General features: G+C 71.9%; 16 protein-coding genes. 1 reads left to right on the forward strand and 15 read right to left on the reverse strand.

Annotation, left to right across the window (positions count from 1 at the left end; translation table 11 throughout):
* The first annotated feature begins 60 nt into the window (after positions 1 to 60).
* Entirely contained in the window at positions 61 to 885 is an 825-nt protein-coding gene (locus ACZ6TD_RS11470) for a tyrosine-protein phosphatase (protein WP_471353140.1), read from the forward strand.
* Between the two features lie 65 nt (positions 886 to 950).
* Here the strand turns inward: ACZ6TD_RS11470 and ACZ6TD_RS11475 are convergent, their stop codons facing one another.
* The 15 genes from ACZ6TD_RS11475 to ACZ6TD_RS11545 all read right to left on the reverse strand — a co-directional run bounded on the left by ACZ6TD_RS11475 (position 951) and on the right by ACZ6TD_RS11545 (position 19627).
* Positions 951 to 2144 carry a serpin family protein gene (locus tag ACZ6TD_RS11475; protein WP_471353142.1) on the reverse strand — a complete coding sequence of 398 codons (1194 nt, stop codon included), beginning with the start codon at positions 2142 to 2144 and terminating at the stop codon, positions 951 to 953.
* A gap of 17 nt (positions 2145 to 2161) precedes the next feature.
* Complete coding sequence (locus ACZ6TD_RS11480) at positions 2162 to 3571, reverse strand: aspartate aminotransferase family protein (RefSeq protein WP_471353144.1); 1410 nt, start codon at positions 3569 to 3571, stop codon at positions 2162 to 2164.
* Entirely contained in the window at positions 3568 to 5499 is a 1932-nt protein-coding gene (gene dxs, locus ACZ6TD_RS11485) for a 1-deoxy-D-xylulose-5-phosphate synthase (RefSeq protein WP_471353146.1), read from the reverse strand. Before dxs ends, ACZ6TD_RS11480 begins: the two co-directional genes overlap by 4 nt.
* A gap of 23 nt (positions 5500 to 5522) precedes the next feature.
* A complete protein-coding gene (gene ispG, locus ACZ6TD_RS11490; protein ID WP_471357651.1) occupies positions 5523 to 6689 on the reverse strand; it encodes a flavodoxin-dependent (E)-4-hydroxy-3-methylbut-2-enyl-diphosphate synthase in 1167 nt (388 codons plus the stop codon).
* A 28-nt stretch (positions 6690 to 6717) separates the two neighbouring features.
* Positions 6718 to 7743 (reverse strand): adenosyl-hopene transferase HpnH, encoded by a 1026-nt coding sequence (hpnH, locus tag ACZ6TD_RS11495; RefSeq protein WP_164436582.1) that lies wholly within the window; start codon positions 7741 to 7743, stop codon positions 6718 to 6720.
* Positions 7694 to 8467, reverse strand: coding sequence for a phosphorylase family protein (locus tag ACZ6TD_RS11500; RefSeq protein WP_471353148.1), 774 nt, complete (start codon positions 8465 to 8467; stop codon positions 7694 to 7696). The genes hpnH and ACZ6TD_RS11500 overlap by 50 nt, the downstream gene beginning before the upstream one ends.
* The gene (shc, locus tag ACZ6TD_RS11505) at positions 8467 to 10413 is read right to left on the reverse strand and encodes a squalene--hopene cyclase (protein ID WP_471353150.1); all 1947 of its coding nucleotides are present in this window, start codon (positions 10411 to 10413) and stop codon (positions 8467 to 8469) included. Before shc ends, ACZ6TD_RS11500 begins: the two co-directional genes overlap by 1 nt.
* A 104-nt stretch (positions 10414 to 10517) precedes the next feature.
* Positions 10518 to 11615 (reverse strand): polyprenyl synthetase family protein, encoded by a 1098-nt coding sequence (locus ACZ6TD_RS11510; protein WP_471353152.1) that lies wholly within the window; start codon positions 11613 to 11615, stop codon positions 10518 to 10520.
* Complete coding sequence (gene hpnE / locus ACZ6TD_RS11515) at positions 11612 to 13105, reverse strand: hydroxysqualene dehydroxylase HpnE (RefSeq protein WP_471353154.1); 1494 nt, start codon at positions 13103 to 13105, stop codon at positions 11612 to 11614. Before hpnE ends, ACZ6TD_RS11510 begins: the two co-directional genes overlap by 4 nt.
* Positions 13102 to 14064, reverse strand: coding sequence for a presqualene diphosphate synthase HpnD (gene hpnD, locus ACZ6TD_RS11520; RefSeq protein WP_471353156.1), 963 nt, complete (start codon positions 14062 to 14064; stop codon positions 13102 to 13104). Before hpnD ends, hpnE begins: the two co-directional genes overlap by 4 nt.
* Positions 14061 to 14924: a squalene synthase HpnC gene (gene hpnC, locus ACZ6TD_RS11525; RefSeq protein ID WP_471357653.1), complete on the reverse strand. Its 864-nt coding sequence runs from the start codon at positions 14922 to 14924 to the stop codon at positions 14061 to 14063. The genes hpnD and hpnC overlap by 4 nt, the downstream gene beginning before the upstream one ends.
* Before the next feature lie 439 nt (positions 14925 to 15363).
* Positions 15364 to 16104: a TetR/AcrR family transcriptional regulator gene (locus tag ACZ6TD_RS11530; protein WP_137980242.1), complete on the reverse strand. Its 741-nt coding sequence runs from the start codon at positions 16102 to 16104 to the stop codon at positions 15364 to 15366.
* A 732-nt stretch (positions 16105 to 16836) separates the two neighbouring features.
* Positions 16837 to 18270, reverse strand: a complete 1434-nt coding sequence (locus ACZ6TD_RS11535; RefSeq protein ID WP_471353158.1) for a cytochrome P450 — start codon at positions 18268 to 18270, stop codon at positions 16837 to 16839.
* Positions 18267 to 19193, reverse strand: coding sequence for an SDR family NAD(P)-dependent oxidoreductase (locus tag ACZ6TD_RS11540; protein ID WP_471353160.1), 927 nt, complete (start codon positions 19191 to 19193; stop codon positions 18267 to 18269). Before ACZ6TD_RS11540 ends, ACZ6TD_RS11535 begins: the two co-directional genes overlap by 4 nt.
* On the reverse strand, positions 19190 to 19627 hold the full coding sequence (locus ACZ6TD_RS11545) for an ester cyclase (RefSeq protein ID WP_046086071.1): 438 nt from the start codon (positions 19625 to 19627) through the stop codon (positions 19190 to 19192). Before ACZ6TD_RS11545 ends, ACZ6TD_RS11540 begins: the two co-directional genes overlap by 4 nt.
* Positions 19628 to 19634: the final 7 nt, after the last annotated feature.

The following is a 19634-nucleotide window of genomic DNA, read 5'->3' on the forward strand; positions in this document are numbered from 1 at the left end:
GGTCAGCTTCAGCCGCCTCGTCGACGAGCCGCGTCGGCGGCCGATGGTGAAGGAGAGCCCGTGACGCAGCAGTCGCAGTCGCCGCAGGTCCCCCAGGCCGAAACCCGGCTGGTGGGGGTACGCAATTTCCGTGATCTCGGTGGACTGCCGGCTGCCGACGGCCGCCGCGTACGGCCCGGTGTGCTGTTCCGCAGCGGCCATCTCGCCCATGCCACCGAGGCGGACACGGCCTATCTCGACTCGCTCGGCCTGCACACCGTCTTCGACTTCCGCAACGCCGCCGACATCAAGCTGGAGGGCCCGGACGTCACGCTCCGCGGGGTCCGCAACGTCAATCTGCCGCTGTCCGACCCGGCCGACGGCGCCGGGTTCTGGAGGATGGTCCGCGAGGGCGATCTGGGCACCCTGCGCGAGCTGCTCGCCGAGGGCCGGGCCGAGAAGCGCATGATCGGCTCCTACCGTTCCATCATCACCACCCGGCTCGTCGAGCACGGCCGGATCCTCCGCGACATGGCCGAGGACAGCTCACCGGTGCTGATGCACTGTTCGGCGGGCAAGGACCGGGCGGGGCTGTCCATCGCGGTGACCCTGCTGGCCCTCGGCGTCGGCCAGGAGGCCATCGAGGCCGACTACCTCGAGTCGGCCGCCGCCCACCGGCGCTACAAGATCTGGCGCAAGGGCGCTCCGGGGGACGGCTCCGACCCCATGTCCCCCGAGGTCATGGAGCTGCTGCTGCCGCTGTTCGACGCGCGCGCCGAATATCTGGCGGCGGCCTTCAGGACCATCGAGGAGACCTGGGGCGGCACCGAGCGCTATCTCGCCGAGGGGCTCGGCCTCGCCCCCGAGCAGCGCGACCGGCTCCGGGAACGGCTGCTCACGGGCTGACGGCCCCGCTCCGGACGGGAAGGGCTCATGGGCTGAGGGGCTTCGGGTGCTGAACGGCCGCGGCCTCACCACATGGTGTCGGCCCCGGCCTCCGGCTCGGTGACCCAGCCCGCCGTCAGCACCAGCCCGGTGGCGCGGTGCACGGCCAGGAAGCCGAACGGCCGCTCGTACCGCACGCTGATCAGCTTCGCCGTCCGCTGCGGCGGCGCCGAACCGGGCGCCATGGCGAACGCGGTCACCGCCGCGGCGAGGAAGCCCTCGGCGCTGAACGAGGCGGTCATGGACTGCTCCGCCGAGGACAGTGCCAGCGCGGCGGGGCTGATCCCCGGGAAGTGGCCGCGCGTGGTGTCCTGGGCGGCACGCAGCCCGAACAGCGCGGCCCGGCGCAGCAGATCGTGCCGCGCCGTCACGGTGAACTGCGGGGTGGCGAGCGTCGCCCGGGGTGTGGGATCCCAGCTCGGGACCTCCCCCACCCGGACCCCGGGCCCGGCCTCGCCCGGCGGCAGCGCCGAGCCGGGCCATCCCTCGTACCGCCCGGCCACCGCGCCGATCCCGGCCTCCAGCACCTCGCCGCCCGGAGCGTCCTCGGCGCCGAGGACCAGATGCACATCCAGCCCGTTGCCGCCCGCGACCCCGGACAGGGTGAGCGGACCGGCCGGGGTGTCGGGGACGACCCGCAGCACCCCGTCGAGGTCGTCCGTGGAGCGGGTGAGCCCGGCCAGCGACCGGTCCCGCCAGGGTCCGCTCATCGGCCTCAGCCAGCCCGGCTGGAAGGGCTGGAGCCAGGCCGTCTCCACCGTGAGCGCTCCGGCCAGCACCAGCCGGGTGTCGGGGGTGAGCGGCACCGGCATCTCGGCGATCGCGCCCCGGGTGCGCCGGGACGCCCAGCCGTCCAGCTCCTCGCGGTCGCGCTCGGCGTCCCCGGTCAGCGTGGAGCGTACGCCCGGGGGCAGCGCGGCCTCCCACTCGGGCCGGACCGGCAGGTCCTGACGGGTCCACAGCCCGGTGGCCGCGTGGACACCGTCCATGGCGTCCAGCGCCCCGAGCAGCCGCCCGCCGAGCGCCGTCGCCCCGTCCGCGCCGACGCCCAGCGCGCCCTCCAGCTCCTGACGGGCCGGGCCGTCGGCGCCGCCGGCGAGCAGGGCGAGCAGTGGCCAGACCCCGGTGGCGGCGAAGGCCGTGCCGTCGTCCGCCACGGCCGCCCGCGCCCACCTCGCCGTCATCGTGTTCACGGCCCGTACGGCGGTCGCGTCGATCATGCCGGGTCCCCCATCGGTCAGCGGCCTGCCACCGCCTGTTTGACGAGCGTCCGGCCGAAGTCCCAGATCAGGCCGCCGCCGTCGTGTGCGTCGTCCATGACCGCTGTGAACGCCTCGACGAAACGGTCCACTTCCCGCTCGCCGATGATCAGCGGCGGGATCAGCTTAATGACCTCCAGATGGTCGCCGGACACCTGGGTGAGGATGCGATGGCGCCGCAGCAGCGGGACGACGACCATCTGCGCGAACAGCCCCTTGCGCGCCGCCTGGAGCATCGCCCACCGGCCGCGCAGCCCCAGTGAGCTGGGTCTGCCGAACTCGATGCCGATCATCAGCCCCCGGCCGCGGACGTCGTGCAGCAGCTCGTAGCGGTCCACCAGCGCGGCGAGGCGGTCGCGCAGCAGCTCACCGGTGCGGCGGGCGTTGGCCACGACCTCCTCGTCCTCCATGACGGCGAGGACGGCGAGCCCGGCCGCCATGGCCTGGGCGTTGGAGCCGAAGCTGGCCGAGTGGACCAGCACCCGGTCCATCGACGAATAGACCTTTTTGAAGATCCAGTCCTTGCCGAGGGTCGCGCCGACCGGCACATAGCCTCCGGAGAGGGCCTTGGCCACGCAGACCAGATCCGGTTCGACGCCGTCCTCGTGTTGGTAGGCGAAGAAGTCCCCGGTGCGGCCGAGTCCGGTCTGTACCTCGTCCGCGATGAGCAGGGCCTTGTGGCGGTGGAGCAGCTCCTGCGCGGCGCGCAGAAAGCCGGGCGGGGCCTCGTGCACCCCCTTGCCCTGGATGGGCTCCACCACGAACCCCGCCACGTCCCCGCGCGCCAGCTCCCGCTCCAGCGCGTCGAGGTCACCCATCTCGATCGGGGTGTCGGGCAGCAGCGGGGCGAACCCCCTGCGGAAGCCGTCCTCCCCGTTGACCGACAGCGAGCCGGTGGTCAGCCCGTGGAAGGCGTGGGCGCAGTACAGGACGCGGGGCTTGCGGGTGGCGTAGCGGGCGAACTTCAGGGCCGTCTCGACGGCCTCGGTGCCGCTGTTGCCGAAGAAGACCCGGTCCAGATGGGGGGCGTGGGTCAGCAGCCGCTCGGCCAGCAGACCGGGCAGCGGCTGGCAGTCGAAGCGGGTCAGATCGGCCAGGTCGGCGTCCAGGACGTCGTGCAGCGCCTTGCGGACCACGGGGTGGTGGCGGCCCAGGCCCATCACCCCGAAACCGGCGAGCATGTCGAGGTAGTCCTGGCCCTCGTCGTCCCAGAAGTACGCGCCCTCGGCCCGCTCGTAGACCTTGTCGAACCCGATGGTGCGCAGCATCCGGGGCAACTGGTGGTTCAGGTGCCGGGTGTGCAGGTCGTACCGCTCCGACGCGCGCTCGGCCAGCAGCTTCCCGAGGTCGAAGCCCGAACGCCGCTGCTGCTGCTCGGCTGCTGTCATGCCTGGCTCTCCTTGGCGGCGGTACGGGCCCCGGCAGCGGCGCTCGCCCGCTCCGGGTGGGCCGCCTCGACACGGGTCAGGGCCGCCCCGATCCGGCCCGCGATCTCGGCGGGGGTGAGCCCGATGTCGGCGAGCACCTCACCGCGCTTGGCATGGGCCAGGAACGCCTCGGGGATGCCGAACGTCCGCACCGGCAGGTCGACTTCGGTGTCCCGCAGGGTCTGGGCGACCGCCGCGCCCACTCCGCCGGTGCGCACATTGTCCTCCACGACCGCCACCAGCCGGTGGCGCGCCGCGAGTCCGGGCAGCTCGGGGTCGACGGGCTTGACCCAGCGCGGATCCACCACCGTGCAGCCGATGCCGCGCCCGGCCAGCAGCTCGGCGGCGCGCAGCGCGACGGGGGCCATGACCCCGGCCGCCACGAGGAGCACGTCCTCGCCCCGGCGCAGGACGTCCATCCCGCCCACCCGGTCGATCGCCGGAATCGGCTCCCCCACCGACTCCTTGGGGAAGCGGATGACGGTCGGGGCGTCGTCCACGTCGATCGCCTCGCGCAGCTGGGCACGGAGCTGGTCGGCGTCGCGCGGGGCGGCGATCCGCAGCCCCGGCACCACCTGGAGCACGGACATGTCCCACATGCCGTTGTGGCTCGGCCCGTCGGTGCCAGTGACACCGGCCCGGTCCAGGACGAAGGTCACCCCGCATCGGTGCAGGGCGACATCCATGAGCAGCTGGTCGAAGGCGCGGTTGAGGAAGGTGGCGTAGACGGCGAGGACCGGGTGGAGCCCGCCGGTGGCGAGCCCGGCCGCCGAGACCGCCGCGTGCTGCTCGGCGATGCCCACGTCCCACACCCGCTCGGGATACGCCTCGGCGAAGCCGGCGAGGCCCACGGGGTGCAGCATCGCGGCGGTGAGGGCGACCACATCGGGCCGCTCGGCGCCGATCCGCACCATCTCCTCGCCGAACACCGAGGTCCACGAGCGGCCGCCGGAGGGGGTCAGGGGCGCGCAGGTGAGCGGGTCCATCGCGGCCACGGTGTGGAAACGATCCGCCTCGTCCTCCAGCGCGGGCCGGTAGCCCCGCCCCTTCTCGGTGAGGCAGTGGACGAGGACCGGGCCGTGGAACCGCTTGGCGCGGCGCAGGGCCGACTCGACCGCCTCGGTGTCATGCCCGTCGATGGGGCCGACGTACTTCAGCCCCAGGTCCTCGAACATGCCCTGCGGCGCGAAGGCGTCCTTGAAGCCCTTCTTGGCGCCGTGCAGCGATCCGTACAGCGGCTGGCCGACCACGGGGGTGCGCTGCAGCACGTCCTTGCCCCAGGCCAGGAAGCGCTCGTAGCCGTCGGTGGTGCGCAGGGTGGCGAGGTGGTTGGCGAGCCCGCCGATGGTCGGCGAGTAGGAGCGCTCGTTGTCGTTGACGACGATGACCAGCGGCCGGTCCGGGGCGGCGGCGATGTTGTTGAGCGCTTCCCAGGCCATACCGCCGGTCAGCGCCCCGTCCCCGATGACGGCCACCACATGGTCGGTGCGGCCGTGCACCTCATTGGCCTTGGCGAGGCCGTCGGCCCAGCCCAGCACGGTGGAGGCATGGCTGTTCTCGATGATGTCGTGCTCGGATTCGGCCCGTGACGGATAGCCGGACAGCCCGCCCTTGTGGCGGAGCTTGGAGAAGTCCTGGCGGCCGGTGAGCAGTTTGTGGACGTAGGACTGGTGGCCGGTGTCCCACAGGATGCGATCGGCGGGCGAGTCGAAGACGCGGTGCAGGGCTATGGACAGCTCGACCACGCCGAGGTTCGGTCCCAGATGGCCCCCGGTCCTGGCCACCGCGTCGATCAGGAACTCCCTGATCTCCTGGGCGAGCGCGGCCAGTTCCTCACCGGTCAGCGCCTTGAGGTCGTGCGGGCCCCGGATGTTCTCCAGCAACGGCACGGTCGGTTCCCCTCCTCGGTGTATCAGCTCACAGTGACGTCCGGAGTACCCGTCGGGACCCCCTCGTCCTCCATGCGCCGCGCGATGTTCATGGCCTCGTCGATCAGGGTCTCCACGATCTTCGACTCCGGCACGGTCTTGATGACCTCGCCCTTGACGAAGATCTGCCCCTTGCCGTTGCCTGACGCCACCCCCAGATCCGCTTCCCGCGCCTCACCCGGACCGTTCACCACACACCCCATGACCGCCACCCGCAGCGGAACCTCCATGCCCTCCAGACCGGCCGTGACCTGGTCCGCGAGCTTGTACACATCCACCTGCGCCCGGCCGCACGACGGACACGAGACGATCTCCAGCCGCCGCTGCCGCAGATTCAGCGACTCCAGAATCTGGATCCCGACCTTGACCTCCTCGGCCGGAGGCGCCGACAGCGACACCCGGATCGTGTCCCCGATCCCCTCACTCAACAGCGCACCGAACGCCACCGCCGACTTGATCGTCCCCTGGAACGCCGGACCCGCCTCCGTCACACCCAGATGCAGCGGATAGTCACACTGAGCGGCCAACTGACGATAGGCGTTGACCATCACCACCGGATCGTTGTGCTTCACCGAGATCTTGATATCCCGGAAACCGTGCTCCTCGAACAGCGAACACTCCCACAGCGCCGACTCCACCAGCGCCTCCGGCGTGGCCTTGCCGTACTTCTCCAGCAACCGCTTGTCCAACGACCCCGCGTTCACCCCGATACGAATCGGCACACCCGCGTCCGACGCCGCCTTCGCGATCTCCTTGACCTTGTCGTCGAACTGCCGGATGTTCCCCGGATTCACCCGCACCGCCGCACACCCGGCATCAATCGCCGCGAACACGTACTTCGGCTGGAAATGAATGTCGGCGATCACCGGAATCTGCGACTTCTTCGCGATCACCGGCAACGCGTCCGCGTCATCCTGCGACGGACACGCCACCCGCACGATCTGGCACCCCGACGCCGTCAACTCCGCGATCTGCTGCAACGTCGCACCGATGTCCGCCGTCACCGTCGTCGTCATCGACTGCACCGAGATCGGCGCGTCGCCACCCACCGCCACCGACCCGACCTGGAGGCGGCGTGAGACCCGGCGTGGTGCGAGGGGCCTGCCCGGCACGGCGGGCAGGCCGAGTGCGACCGGTTCCGCCGTGCTCATCCGGTCCGGTTCCGCCGCGCTCATCCCGTCACCCATGGCTTCCGGCGGCGGTCTCCCGGGCGGCGCGCAGCGACTCCTTGAGGGAGCCCATGGTCGCCAGGACCGCGGTGGGCTCATAGCCGCAGTGGGCCATGCAGTTGTCGCAGCGCGGATCCTTGCCGCGGCCGTAAGCGTCCCAGTCGGTCTCCTCCACCAGTTGGCGGTAGGTCGGGACATAGCCGTCGCTCATCAGGTAGCAGGGGCGCTGCCAGCCGAAGAGGGAGTAGTTGGGGATGCCCCAGGCGGTGCACGGGAAGTCCGTCTTGCCCTCGAGGAAGTCGAGGAAGAGCGGGCTGTGGTTGAGCCGCCAGCGACGTCGGTTGCCCCCGGCGAACGCCTTGCGGAACAGCTCCCGGGTCTGCTCGACGCCCAGGAAGTGCTCCTGGTCGGGTGCCTTCTCGTACGCGTAGGCGGGCGAGATCATCATCTCGTCCACCTCGAGCTCGTCATTGAGGAAGTCGAGCACGTCGATGACGGTCTGCGGGGTGTCGGTATTGAAGAACGTGGAATTGGTGGTGACCCGGAAGCCGCGCCGCTTGGCCTCCTTGATGGCCTCCACCGCCTCGTCGAACACCCCCTCCTTCGCCACCGATTCGTCATGCCGCTCCCGCAGCCCGTCGATGTGCACCGCGAAGGCGAAGTACGGGGAGGGCTTGAACAGGTGCATCTTCTTCCGCAACAGCATCGCGTTGGTGCAGAGGAAGACGTACTTCTTCCGCGCCACCAGCTGCCGTGCGATCTCGTCGATCTGCGGGTGCATCAGGGGTTCGCCGCCCGCGATGGACACCATCGGCGCACCCGACTCCAGCACCGCGCCCACCGCCTGGGCGACGGGCATGCGCTGCTTGAGCACCCCGGCAGGATGCTGGATCTTCCCGCAGCCCTCGCACTTGAGATTGCACGCGAAGAGCGGCTCGAGCTCGACGATCAACGGGAACTTGTCCCGCCGCTTGATCATTTTCTGTTCAAAGAGATACGTCGCGACCCGGATGGTCTGGCGGAGAGGCATGGCCATCTAGCTCACCTCCTGGGAGCAGCGAAGAACGGTGCCAGTGAAAGAAAGCGGGAAGAACGGTCCGAAGGATTCGGAAAGCCGATATTCCACCGCGTAGCGTGCCGATACGGACGAGTTCATGTTCAGGAGCGTCCACGACCACCCGGACGGCCGCAACCGGACGGACGCCGTGGCCGACGGCGGTGCGCAGGGTCGCGGCGGACTCCATGTCCACCGCGATGGCGCCGGTGCTGTGCAGCGCGGCCCGCTCCGCGCCGCGCACCACATGGTCCGAGCCCACGACCGGGCCGATGTGGACGGCCCGGCGGGGGCCGCCGGGGAGGGGATGTGACAGGGCGTCGGCGAGGATCCGGGTGCCGGTGCACACGGTGCGGCCCGCCGGATCGCGGGTCTCGTCGGCGACAACGATGTCCCCCGGGTGCATCCCGGGGGCCAGCCCGGCGCAGAAGCCGGTGGCGACGACGGCGGTCCGCCGCCCACCGGGCCCGGTTCGCCGCCCCTCGGGCCCGGTCCGCCGCTCACCGGGCCCACCGGAGGACCTCCCGGTCAGCGCCCGGGTCACGGCGCGCTCGGCCGACTGCGGCCCCATGCCCGTGCGCAGCACGGTCACGGCCCCGGCGGCGGCGCCGAGGTCGGCGCCGCGCAGGGCGAACCGCTCGATGCCGAGCGCACAGGCGATCAGCAGCGCCGCACCGCCGGCCTCCGTGGCCGGGTCGGCGGACATCAACTGCTCCGCGGTCGCGCCCCGGTGGGCTCGCCGTGGACATACCGGCCCAGTGCCGTGACCGGGAACACCTGCCGGTACAGGTGGTAGTTGATGGAGAAGTCCCAGGGGAAGCCGGTGCCGGTGAAGTACGGCTCGTCCCAGGAGCCGTCCTGCCGCTGGGTCCGGGTGAGCCAGGTGATCCCGCGCTCGACCGCCGCGCCGTCCCGCTCCCCCGCCGCCAGCAGCGCGAGCAGCGCCCACGCCGTCTGCGACGCGGTGGAGGCGCCCCGGCCCATCCACTCGGCGTCGAGGTAGGAGCGCTGGTCCTCGCCCCAGCCGCCGTCCTCGTTCTGGACGCTCTCCAGCCAGCGGACGGCCCGGCGGACCGCCGGATGGGAGGCGGGGACGCCCGCGGCGATCAGCGCGGGGACGACCGAGCCGGTGCCGTAGACGTAGTTGGTGCCCCAGCGGCCGAACCAGGCGCCGCTCGGCTCCTGCTCGGACAGCAGCCAGGAGATACCGCGCCGGGTGCGGGCGTCGTACGTCCGCCCCTCGTGCGCCAGCATCTCCACGACATGCGCGGTGACATCGGCCGACGGCGGGTCGATGACCTCACCGAAGTCGCAGAACGGCAGCTTGTTGGGGAGCGGGCTGGTGTTGTCGACGTCGAACGCGCCCCACGCCCCGTTCTTCGACTGCATGCCCAGGGTCCAGCGCATGGCCCGCCGCACGGCCGCCTCGATCCGCTCGGGCTCGGGGTGGTCGACCCGGCGCAGCGCCAGGATGACCTCGGCGGTGTCGTCGATGTCGGGGTAGTTGTCGTTGTGGAATTCGAACGCCCAGCCGCCGGAGGGCAGCCCGGGCCGCCGGACCGACCAGTCGCCGGGCCGGTCGATCTGCTCGGTCAGCATCCAGTCGGCGGCCTTGACCAGCGCCGGGTGGTCCGGGGCGAGACCGGCGTCGGCGAGTGCGATGGCGGCCAGGCAGGTGTCCCAGACCGGGGACTGGCAGGCTTCGATCATCCGGCTGCCGTCCTCGCGCCACACCGCGAAGCGGTCCAGCGACTCCAGACCGGCGCGCATCACGGGGTGGTCGAGGTCGTAGCCGAGCAGATGGAGGGCGATGACGGAGTAGACGGCGGGTGGCTGGATGCCGCCCCAGCAGCCGTCGTTCTCCTGCCGCTCCACGATCCAGCGGGCGCAGGAGCGCAGCGCGGCCCGGCGCAGCGGGCGGAAGGCGACCTTGTGGTAGGCGTGCAGCACCCGGTCCAGCCGCTGGAAGGCGCCGTCCCAGGAGGCGACGGGGGCGAGCGGGCGCGGCGGATTGGGTCTGCGGGGGTCGGTGTGGAGTTCGTCGAGGGGGAAGGGGGCCGGGCGCACGGGACGTTTGGCCGAGACGATGGTGAGGGGCACGATGGTCTGCCGGGCCCAGCAGCCGAAGTCGTAGATGTTGAGCGGAAGCCACTTCGGGAAGTAGATGATCTCCGGTGGCAGCTCGGGCAGGTCCTCCCAGCGCCACCAGCCGAAGAGGGCCAGCCAGATCCGGGTGAACACTCGACTGCTCGCGATCCCGCCCCGGGAGCGCACCCAGGCGGAGGCGGCGGCCATATGGGGCGCGTCGGGCTCGTCGCCGGCCAGCCGCAGGGCGACGTACGCCTCGATGGTGGCGGAGAGCTCCGGCGGACCGCCGTGGAAGGTGGCCCAGGTGCCGTCGGTGGCCTGCTGGGAGCGCAGATAGCGGGCCGCGGCGTCGAGGGTGTCCGGGTCCTGGATGCCGAGGAACTGGCGGAGCATCAGATCCTCGGCGTCCATGGTGACGTTGGTCTCCAGGTCACCCTTCCACCAGCCCCGCTCGTCCTGGCGGGACAGCAGGTGGTCCACCGCGCGGGCCGTCGCCTCACGGGCGACACTCAGGGTCTTGGACTCGGATGACTCGGAGGGTTGGACGGTCGGTGTCGCTGTCATGGCTTCCCCTCTGCAGTGTGCTCATCTGCCGTCTTTGGGGCTTCCGTCGGCCGGCACCCCGGCTGGGTGCCGGCCGGCGACTGCGAACTAGCGGTCCATGGCGATCATCTCTCTCGTACGACGACGAAGTCGGCGAGCGCCACGAACCGCGCCCGGATCTCGGCGGGCATGTCCACCGAGCCCAGCGCCTCCATGGCGGTCGCATGCTGTCTGCGGGCCTCCTGAGAGGTCCAGTCCCGGCCACCTGCCTGCTCGATCAACGCGGCGCGGACGGCGAATTCTTCCTCCGAGAAGTCGGCGAACTCCTCCTCCGGCTTGTGCGCGTCGGCCGCGAGGATCTGGGCGAGCCGCTCGGAGTCGGGGCCGCCAGCGTCGAGCGCGGCGACCACGGGGAGGGACTTCTTGCGCTGGCGCAGATCGCTCCAGGTCCGCTTGCCGGTCGCCTCCGGGTCGCCCCAGATGCCGAGCAGGTCGTCGACGGCCTGGAAAGCGAGGCCCAGGTGATAGCCGTAGCGCTCCAGGGTGTCGGCGGTGCGGTCGTCGGCGCCGCCGAGCACGGCGCCGATGGAGGCGGCGCAGGCGAGCAGGGCGCCGGTCTTGTTGCCCTCCATCTCCAGGCACTCCTCGACGGTGACCCGCTCGCGGTGCTCGTAGGAGATGTCCTGGGCCTGGCCGTCGATCAGCTTGCGGGTGGCGGCGGTGAGCCGGCGGGTGGCCCGCCCGGCCTCGGCGGTGCCGATCTCCAGCAGTATCTCGTTGGCCAGCGCGAACAGGGCGTCACCGACCAGGATGGCCTGGGCCGGGCCGTGCACCTTCCACACCGTGTCGCGGTGGCGGCGCTGCTCGTCCCCGTCCATGAGGTCGTCGTGGAGCAGCGAGAAGTTGTGCACCAGCTCGACCGCGACCGCGCCGGGCACCCCGGCCTCGGGCGCGGCGCCCGCCGCCTCGGCGGACAGCAGGGCGAGCGCGGGGCGGACGGCCTTGCCGCCGCCGCCCTCGGCCGGATTGCCCTCGGCGTCGATCCAGCCGAAGTGGTACGCGGCGACGGAGTTCATGGGCGGGGCCAGCCGGTCCACGGCGGCGCGCAGCACCGGCGTGGCGAGCGTACGGCCGCGCTCCAGCAGCGCCATGACGCCTGCGGTGTCGACACCTGGGGTCGCCGGGGTCACGGTCTCTCCTCTGTTCTTGGTGGTGGTGCTCATGCCGCCTCCTTGGGCGTCCCCCCGCCCGGGGCGGGGAGAGGGTTCACATGCGGGCGGCCTAGGTCGGTGAGGGCCGCGCGGGCGGCGGAAAGACCGCTGCGCACGGCGCCCTCCATGGTCGCGGGCCAGCCGGTGGCGGTCCACGCACCGGCCAGGTAGAGGCCGGGCGCGTCGGTCGGGGCGGAGGGCCTGAGGCGGCCGACGCCGGGGACGGGGGCGAAGGTGGCGGTGCGCTCCCGGGTGACGAAGAAGTCGCGCACCCGCGCCCCGCGGGCGAGGGGAAGCAGCCGCTCCAGCTCGGGCAGATAGCGGGCGCGCAGCTCGGCCACCGGGCGGTCGATGTCGTCGTACGCGGCGGACTGCGACACCGCCAGGTACTGGCTGTCCCCGGCCCCGGGCGCGTCCCTCAGCCCCGAGGCGTCCGTACGGTCGAAGACCCACTGGACGGGGGAGCCGATCGCGGCGAAGAAGGGGCGGCGCAGCACCGTGCGGTCGTAGATCACGTGCAGGTTGAGGATGGGCGCGGTGCCGATGCGCAGCAGCCGGCCGGGGTCCTTCAGGGCGCCGTCGGGCAGCAGGGCGTGCGCCTCGCGCTGCGGGACGGCCAGCACGAGCACGTCCGCGCCGTCCGCCTCGGCCTGCGGCTCCTCCCCCGGCCGCCCGGCGGTGGCCGCGCTCCAGCGGCCCTCGGGGGTGCGGGTGACGGCGGTCACCCGGGTGCGCAGCTCGGTGGTCACGCCCGCCGCGTCCAGGGCGCGGTGGGCGTGGGTGTGGTGCAGCTCGCCGAGCGGGGCGCGGGCCCAGCCGATGTCGGCGGCGCCGGGCCGGGAGAGCAGCCCGGTCTTGAAGACCATCGCGGCCAGGCCCAGCGAGACATGGGGCGCGGTGGCGTTGAGCGTGGCCACGCCGACCAGGTCCCACAGCGCCTCGACGGCGCGCGGCGACTGGCCGTGGCGGCGCAGCCAGCCGGCGAAGTCCACCCCGTCCAGTGCCGGGTCCTCGGGGTCCAGCCGCCCCAGGGCGAGCGCGGCACGGCCCACCTGGGCGCGCTCGGCGAGGGAGAGATGGGGGTAGGTGGCCAGGCTCGCGGAGAGATGGAGCGGCACCGGCAGGGCGGTGCGGCGCAGCCGGCCGAGCCGCCGCCCGCTCCGTCCCCGGGCGTCGAGGACGGGGACGTCCAACCGGCCCTGGAGCGGGGCGAGTCGGGCCGCGCCGACCCGCTCCAGGAACCACTGGTAGGCGGTGCAGCAGCGCAAGTGCACATGCTGGCCGTTGTCGACGCTCAGCACGCCCGCCGGGGAGGAGCGGTGGAAGGAGAAGGCGAGGCCGCCCAGCCGGGGGCGGCCCTCGACCAGGGTGACCCGCAGCCCGGCGTCGGCCAGCGCGAGCGCGGCCGTCGTACCGGCGAGCCCGCCGCCGATCACCAGCGCGCTCCGCCCGGCGGGGCGTCGCCCGGCGGCCGGAGCCGGGTCAAGGGTCGAGTGGGTCACACCGGCCTCCCGGTGCCGCGGCGCTCGACGGCGCGGGCGTCAAGACCGGCCAGCCCGCGCACCGCCACATACGCCTTCTCATGGCCGGGCAGCGAGACGCGGCCGCGCAGCACGGCCGCGGGGTCCTTGGCGATCCGGTCCAGCAGTCTGCGGTAGATGCCCGCCATGGCGGACACGCACGCGCCGCTGCGCCGGTCCAGCAGCGGCAGCAGCCGGAAGCCCTCGGCGAACAGCGCCCTGGCCCGCCGCACCTCGAAGTGGACCAGACCGGTGAAGTCGGCGTCCGGCGGTGCGGTGGAGCTGCGGAACGCCGTGGTACAGCCGAATTTGGCCAGGTCGTCGGCGGGCAGATAGGTGCGCCCGGTGGCGGCGTCCTCGCGGACGTCGCGCAGGATGTTGGTGAGCTGGAGGGCGAGCCCGAGGGTGTCGGCGTAAGCCGGGGCGCGCTCGAGCTCGTCCTCGCTGTGGCCGGTGCCGGGGGCGGTCCCGAAGACGCCGAGCGAGAGCCGTCCGATGGCGCCCGCCACACAGCGGCAGTAGCCCTTGAGGTCGTCCCAGGTCTCGTAGGTCTGCCCGGCCACGTCCATCAGCACGCCGTCGATCAGCTCGTCCAGCGCGTCCAGCGGGATCGGGAAGCGGTGTGCGGCATGGGCGAGGGCGACGGCGACGGGGTCGGTGTCGTCCTCGTCGATGCCGCCGCCCCGCATCCGGTCCAGCAGGGCACGGGTGTCCGCCAGCCGGGCACGCTTGGCCTCCGGGTCGAGGGGGCCGTCACCGATGTCGTCGACCCGGCGGGAGAAGGCGTACAGGGCCGACATCGCATGGCGCTTCTCCGTCGGCAGCAGCCTGATGCCGTAGGCGAAGTTGCGGGCCTGGTGGCCGGTCACGGCCTCGCAGTAGCGGTACGCCGCGAGCACTGGCGCGGACGCGTGCGGAGATCCCTTCACGGTCCGGCTCACCCCTCTCTTCGCAGTGTCGCCCCCACCTCGCGCAGCAGGCTGAGCTTGGTGGGCCTGGGCGGTCCAGGGAGTACGTCATGTCCCGCGGCCGCGACCGCCCGCAAGGCGGCCCGCCCCCCGGCCACGAATCCGGCGAGCAGCACCTTGAGCCTGCCGTGGACGCTACCCACCAGGGGGGTGCCTTCATTCAGCAGGGCAGCGGCGCGTTCCGCCTCCTTCGCGACCAGGGCGCGCAACCGTACGCCGCCCCGGGGGGCGGCGAGGTCGGCCTCGGTCACGCCGAAGCGTTTCATGTCCTCGGCGGGCAGATAGACGCGGTCCCTGCGGAGGTCCTCGGCCACGTCCTGAAGGTGCTCGATGATCTGCAGGGCGGTGCAGATGGCGTCCGAGTGGCGGATCCGCTCGGGGCTCGCGGTGCCGGTGATGCCGAGGACGAGCCTGCCGACCGGGTTGGCGGACAGCTCGCAGTAGTCGAGGAGGTCCTGGTAGGTGGCGTACCGCCGGATCCGCTGGTCCTGGCGGTTGGCCTCGATCAGCCCCAGGAAGGGCTCTTGGCCAAGCCCGTGGCGGTGGACGGTGGGGCGCAGGGCCCGCAGCAGCGGATGGCGCGGCTCCGCGCCGGGCTGGAAGACCCGGCGGAGGTCGGCCTCGAACGCGTCCAGCATCGCGAGCGCGTCGTCCGCCCGGTCGCGGTCAAGACCGAGCAGCTCCGCGTCGGCGCCGCCGGGGGCCAGATCGCCGTCGCCGATGTCGTCGACCAGCCGGGCGTAGCCGTAGACGGCCATCAGATCGGTGCGCCAGGCGCGGGGGAGGAAGAAGGGGGCCACGGGGAAGTTCTCGTGGGCGGCCTTGTCGAGCACGGCGCGAGCGGCTTCCTGCCCGCCGCTCCGGCTGCTCGACGTGGTATGGGACCCGCTGCGCTCGTCCTCGACGGTCACCGTGGACAGCCAGGCGTACGGGCGAGACCCAGGACGCCACGTGGGTCCCGGCGACCGGGCCCCCCGGGAGCGCTAGAGATGGGCCGTGTAGCCAATGCCGTCACATCCCCCGTTCTACACCGGTTACCAGGGTCGGCACGATCCGGACACGCCGCTCCGTCTTGTCAACGGGCCCCGGCCCCCAGCCCCCGAACAGGCGACAAGGGCCCGGCTCCGGCATGATCCGGACGGGCATTGCCACAGCTTACGCCTCTCGGTGTACACATGTACGGGGCGATACCCCGATGTGACCTTCGACGGGGCGCCGGGCGGGTGACCGGCGAACGCCCCCGGGCCGGTGTCCGGGGGCCTTCGGGCGGTCTCAGACGACCTCTTCGTAGAACTCCGAGATGTCCAGCACCCGGCACAGGTCGCGGAGCTCGAACTCGAAGAAGTGCTGGCCCTCGGAGAGCGCGAAGGACATGTGGCCGAGCGCCTCCATGGAGATCACCCCGTACAGCCGCACCCAGCAGCGGAGCATCACGGCGATGGCTCCGGGCGGCATGTCGACGTCCTGGTCCTCGCTGAGCGCGGTGAGGGTGCGCGCGAGGCCGGGGTCGAGCTCCTCGACCTCGGGGGCGGGGAAGCCCCGCACCCGCCACAGGTCGGACACCAGATCGGAGTAGACGGAGCCGAAGACCCAGCTCATATGGCGCTCGGGCTTGGTCTCCTCACGGCCGAGCCCCGGGGCCCACGGGCCGAGGATGAGCCCGAACTCATGGGGGTGCTTGATCGCCCAGACGCGCAGCGCGCGGGCGCCGCTGATCCACCGGCGGCCCGGCTCCTCCTCGGGGTGCTGGCCGAGGACGCCGCGCATGAAACGGGCCATCTCCTCGAAAATGTCCACACGTAGCTGAAGGATCAGCGCATCCCGGCTACTGAAGTAGCGGTAGACGGCCGGCGCGGTCATGCCCATCTCACGGGCGATGGCCCGGATGGTCACATTTTCCGGGCCCTCCTGAACCAGGAGCGTCCGGGCGACGTCCTTGATCTCACGGATGGTCGCGATGCGCAGCCGCTCGCGCCGTGAGTACGGTGCGACGTGCGCTTCCCCTGGCGACACGCGTCCCCCTCCCTGATGCTGCGCCGCTCGACAACCCGGCGTACAGGCACACGATACAGCGCCTCCGTTTAGTGAACAGCGGCGGTGACAGTGCCTCTGGTTCAACTGCTAGCCCCCTGACCCTGCCACAGATCCGCGGGGATGCCCCGCCGGATGGCTCAGCGACCACCATCCGGGTCACCCGGGGGCGCGGGGGAGCGTCCGTACATACGTCGGACATTCATTCGGAGGCATTGTGCGCGAGTGCTCTCGGGAGCGGACGGGGGACGGTGGACGGCCGCACTCGGCGCCACCTGGGAGTAAACGGCCGTAGCGATCGTGAAATGAAGTTCTCGCCCACCCCGGCGCGCCCGGGGAAAGGGTCCGCCTCACCCCTTCCACCAGGAGCGTCAAGAAAACCGACCGGTCGGCGCGGTGGATTTCCGCCCCGGCCCGGGGGACGGTTTCCGCGGTTCGCCGGAGGGCGTCGCCCCGGCGCCGGAGCGCTGCCGCGCGGTCGGCCCGGGCCTCGCCCTTCGCGTCCCGCCGCACGGCTTCCGCATTCTCGTCCGCATCACCACGGGACGCGTTTTCCCGGAAATGCGCCCGCGTCCCGTGGATAACGCTGCACCGCCACGAACCCCTGCTTCTGACGGTGTGCCGGGTTTCCCGGGCCGGGTCGCGGGGGCGAAATCGGGAAAGGCGACAGCGCCGGCCCGGCCCGGAACTCGGATTCCGCTTCCGCCCTCCGGCCTACGGGTGATGGGGGCAGGCGGCGGGGGCGGCGGGAGCGGTCCGGCGGGACGGGCGGGGCGCGGCGGTGCTTCGCTCGCGCGGAGTCACCGTCACCATCACGTCCTTGAGCGGCCGCAGCGAGATCACCGGTGAGCCGTACCGCAGTTCGGTCCCCGGGATCCGGCTGATCCGGAAGCGCTGGTTCACCATGGCCACGATGGTGCGCAGCTCCAGCAGCGCCATGAAGTTGCCGACGCACTGCCGGGGCCCCGAGCCGAACGGGAGGTACGCCATCCGCGGCCGCTCCTTGATGGCCTGCGGGGTGAACCGGTACGGATCGAAGGCCAGCGGGTTGTCCCAGTGGCGCGGGTTGTGGTGGGAGACCAGCGGGGACAGCAGGATCGAGGAGCCCGGCTCGATGTCGTAGCCGCCGAGGGTGTCCGCCTCGACCGCCGCCCGGGGGAAGATCCAGATGGGCGGGTGCATCCGCAGACTCTCGTCCACGACCATCCTTGTGTACGTCAGCCCCTCGGCGCTCTCCGCGTCCGGCGGCCCGCCGCCGAGCACCGTGGCGATCTCGGCGTCCAGCTCCTCCTGGACCGCGGGGTGGGCGGCGACCGACAGCAGCGTCCAGCACAGGGCGACGGCGGTGGTCTCGTGGCCGGCCAGATAGACCGTGAGCAGCTCGTCCTTGATCTGCTGATCGGTCCAGGGCTCACCGGTGGCCGGGTCGGTGGCCCGCTCCATCAGCGCGATCAGCGGCCCCTCCCCCGTCTCGGCGTAACTGCGGCGCACATCGGCCACGATGCGGTCGAAAACCCGGTGGATCCTGAGGATCTTGCGCTGACGGTCCGTCGGCACCCAGGAGGGCAGCATCTCGGTGGCGGTGCCGCGGCGGAACATCACCTCCACCACATCGTCCACGATCGTCTTCAGCAGGGCCGAGTCCGGCTTGATGTCGTAGGCGAACAGCGAGCGGGAGAGGGTGACCAGGGTCAGCCGCAGCATGTCGGTCATCAGGTCGACCGGCTCACCGGCGGCGGCCTTGCGCTCCCAGGTCTCCAGCATCTCCTCGGTGGCCCGGATGATGTTGGGGATGATGTCGGCGATGGCGTTCTTGAGGAAGACCGGCTGCACCGCCCGCCGGTGGGCGCGCCAGAACTCGCCGTCGGTGGTGAGCAGCCCCTTGCCCATGACGACGCCGAACTGCTCGTAGAGCGGGCCGCGGACGTAGTTGCCGTTGTTCTCCACCAGCACCCGGCGCACCGCCTCGGGCTCGGTCACCTGGTGCACCAGGAACGGGCCGAGCCGCATCCGGACGATCTCGCCGTGGTCACGCTGCAGACCGAGCAGGAATTCGGCGGTGTTCCGCTTCCACGGGCCCAGACTGCCCAGCAGCGGGGCGCCCTTGGGGCCGGGTGCGATGCGCGGCGCGGAGGTCGCTGTGGTCATCGGTGGTCTCCTTGCTTTCGCGGCCGCGGCCCGCGGGGCACCGGAAACAGGCGGCGCACGAAGAGATGGTCGAAAAGGACGTCGGAGGTGAGGCGCCGCAGGGCGATCGTGCTGTGGGCGAGGAGTCCGACGGGGTAGCGGGCGCGCGGCCGGGAGCCGCGGGCGCCCTTGGCCACCACCTTCGCCACCCGGCGGGCCACATCGTCCGCCTGGATCGCGAAGGTGCCCGCCAGGGTCCGGCGGCTGCCGGTGTAGATCGCCTCGAAGTACTCGGCGCTCTCCCGGCGGAAGGTCTCGTACGTCCGGCTCACCGGCCGCAGATTGGCCACGTAGGTGGCGCCGAAGCGGGTGGTGCGCACCGGGCCCGGCTCGACGAGCACGACCCGCACCCCGAAGTCGGCCACCTCGTTCCGCAGGGAGTCGCTTAAGCCCTCCACGGCGTGCTTGGTGGCGTTGTAGAAGCCCGAGCCGGGGACGGCGTAACGGCCGAAGATGGAGGAGACGTTGACGATGGTGCCGCCGCCGTGGGCGCGCATCGCGGGCAGCACCAGCTGGCTGAGCCGGACCAGGCCGTACACATTGGTCTCGAACTGCTCGCGCACCTCGGCCAGGGATGCCTCCTCGATACAGCCCGACATGGCGTAGCCCGCGCTGTTGACCAGCACCCCGACCGCGCCGTGTTCCGCCTCGACCTTGGCGACCGCGGTGGCCATGGACTCCTCGTCGGTGACGTCGAGGGCCAGGGTGCGGATGCCTGAGCCCGCGAGCTCCGCCAGCGTCTCGGGCCGCCGCGCGGTGGCGTACACGGCGTGCCCGGCCCGGTGCAGCCGCAGCGCGCACGCGCGGCCGATGCCGGAGGAACAGCCGGTGATGAGGACCGGGATGCCGGCCCCGGAGCCCGGGGCCGGCTCATGGCCGGTCACGCGGGGGGCGCGTCGAACGCCCCGAGCTGGGTGGCGAGGTCGTAGGAGTCCATGGAGAACCAGCTCTCCACGATCTTGCCCTCGTCGTTGAACTCGTCGATGACGATGCCGGGGATCTCCAGCTTGCGGCCCTGCGCCGGGATGAGTCCCGCGTAGTCGTCGCCGGTGTGGGTGCCGCGCGCGGTGAAGCGGCTGACGACCTTGTTCCCCTCCAGGATCCAGTCCTCCACAGTGACGTGGAGGTCGGGGAAGGAGGCGCGCTGGAGCCGCACCCACTCCTTCAGGTGCTCCACGCCCTCCTTGCCGTTGGCGGCGGTGCCGTGGCTGATGTGGTCCTCGGTGGCGCCCTCGTAGATGACGTCCAGGTTGCCCTTGTTGAGGCACTCCTCGTAGTAGCGCTCGAGGACGGCCTTGTTCTGCTCGGGAGTGGACATGGATTGC

It is taken from the genome of Streptomyces yongxingensis, assembly GCF_055597465.1.

Excerpts from the sequence above, each read along its gene's own strand:
- ACZ6TD_RS11510 (WP_471353152.1), bottom strand. The coding sequence starts at position 11,615 with ATGAGCACCACCACCAAGAACAGAGGAGAGACCGTGACCCCGGCGACC.
- hpnH (WP_164436582.1), bottom strand. The coding sequence starts at position 7,743 with ATGGCCATGCCTCTCCGCCAGACCATCCGGGTCGCGACGTATCTCTTT.
- ACZ6TD_RS11500 (WP_471353148.1), bottom strand. The coding sequence starts at position 8,467 with ATGTCCGCCGACCCGGCCACGGAGGCCGGCGGTGCGGCGCTGCTGATC.
- ispG (WP_471357651.1), bottom strand. The coding sequence starts at position 6,689 with ATGAGCACGGCGGAACCGGTCGCACTCGGCCTGCCCGCCGTGCCGGGC.
- ACZ6TD_RS11475 (WP_471353142.1), bottom strand. The coding sequence starts at position 2,144 with ATGATCGACGCGACCGCCGTACGGGCCGTGAACACGATGACGGCGAGG.
- shc (WP_471353150.1), bottom strand. The coding sequence starts at position 10,413 with ATGACAGCGACACCGACCGTCCAACCCTCCGAGTCATCCGAGTCCAAG.
- ACZ6TD_RS11480 (WP_471353144.1), bottom strand. The coding sequence starts at position 3,571 with ATGACAGCAGCCGAGCAGCAGCAGCGGCGTTCGGGCTTCGACCTCGGG.
- ACZ6TD_RS11535 (WP_471353158.1), bottom strand. The coding sequence starts at position 18,270 with ATGACCACAGCGACCTCCGCGCCGCGCATCGCACCCGGCCCCAAGGGC.
- ACZ6TD_RS11545 (WP_046086071.1), bottom strand. The coding sequence starts at position 19,627 with ATGTCCACTCCCGAGCAGAACAAGGCCGTCCTCGAGCGCTACTACGAG.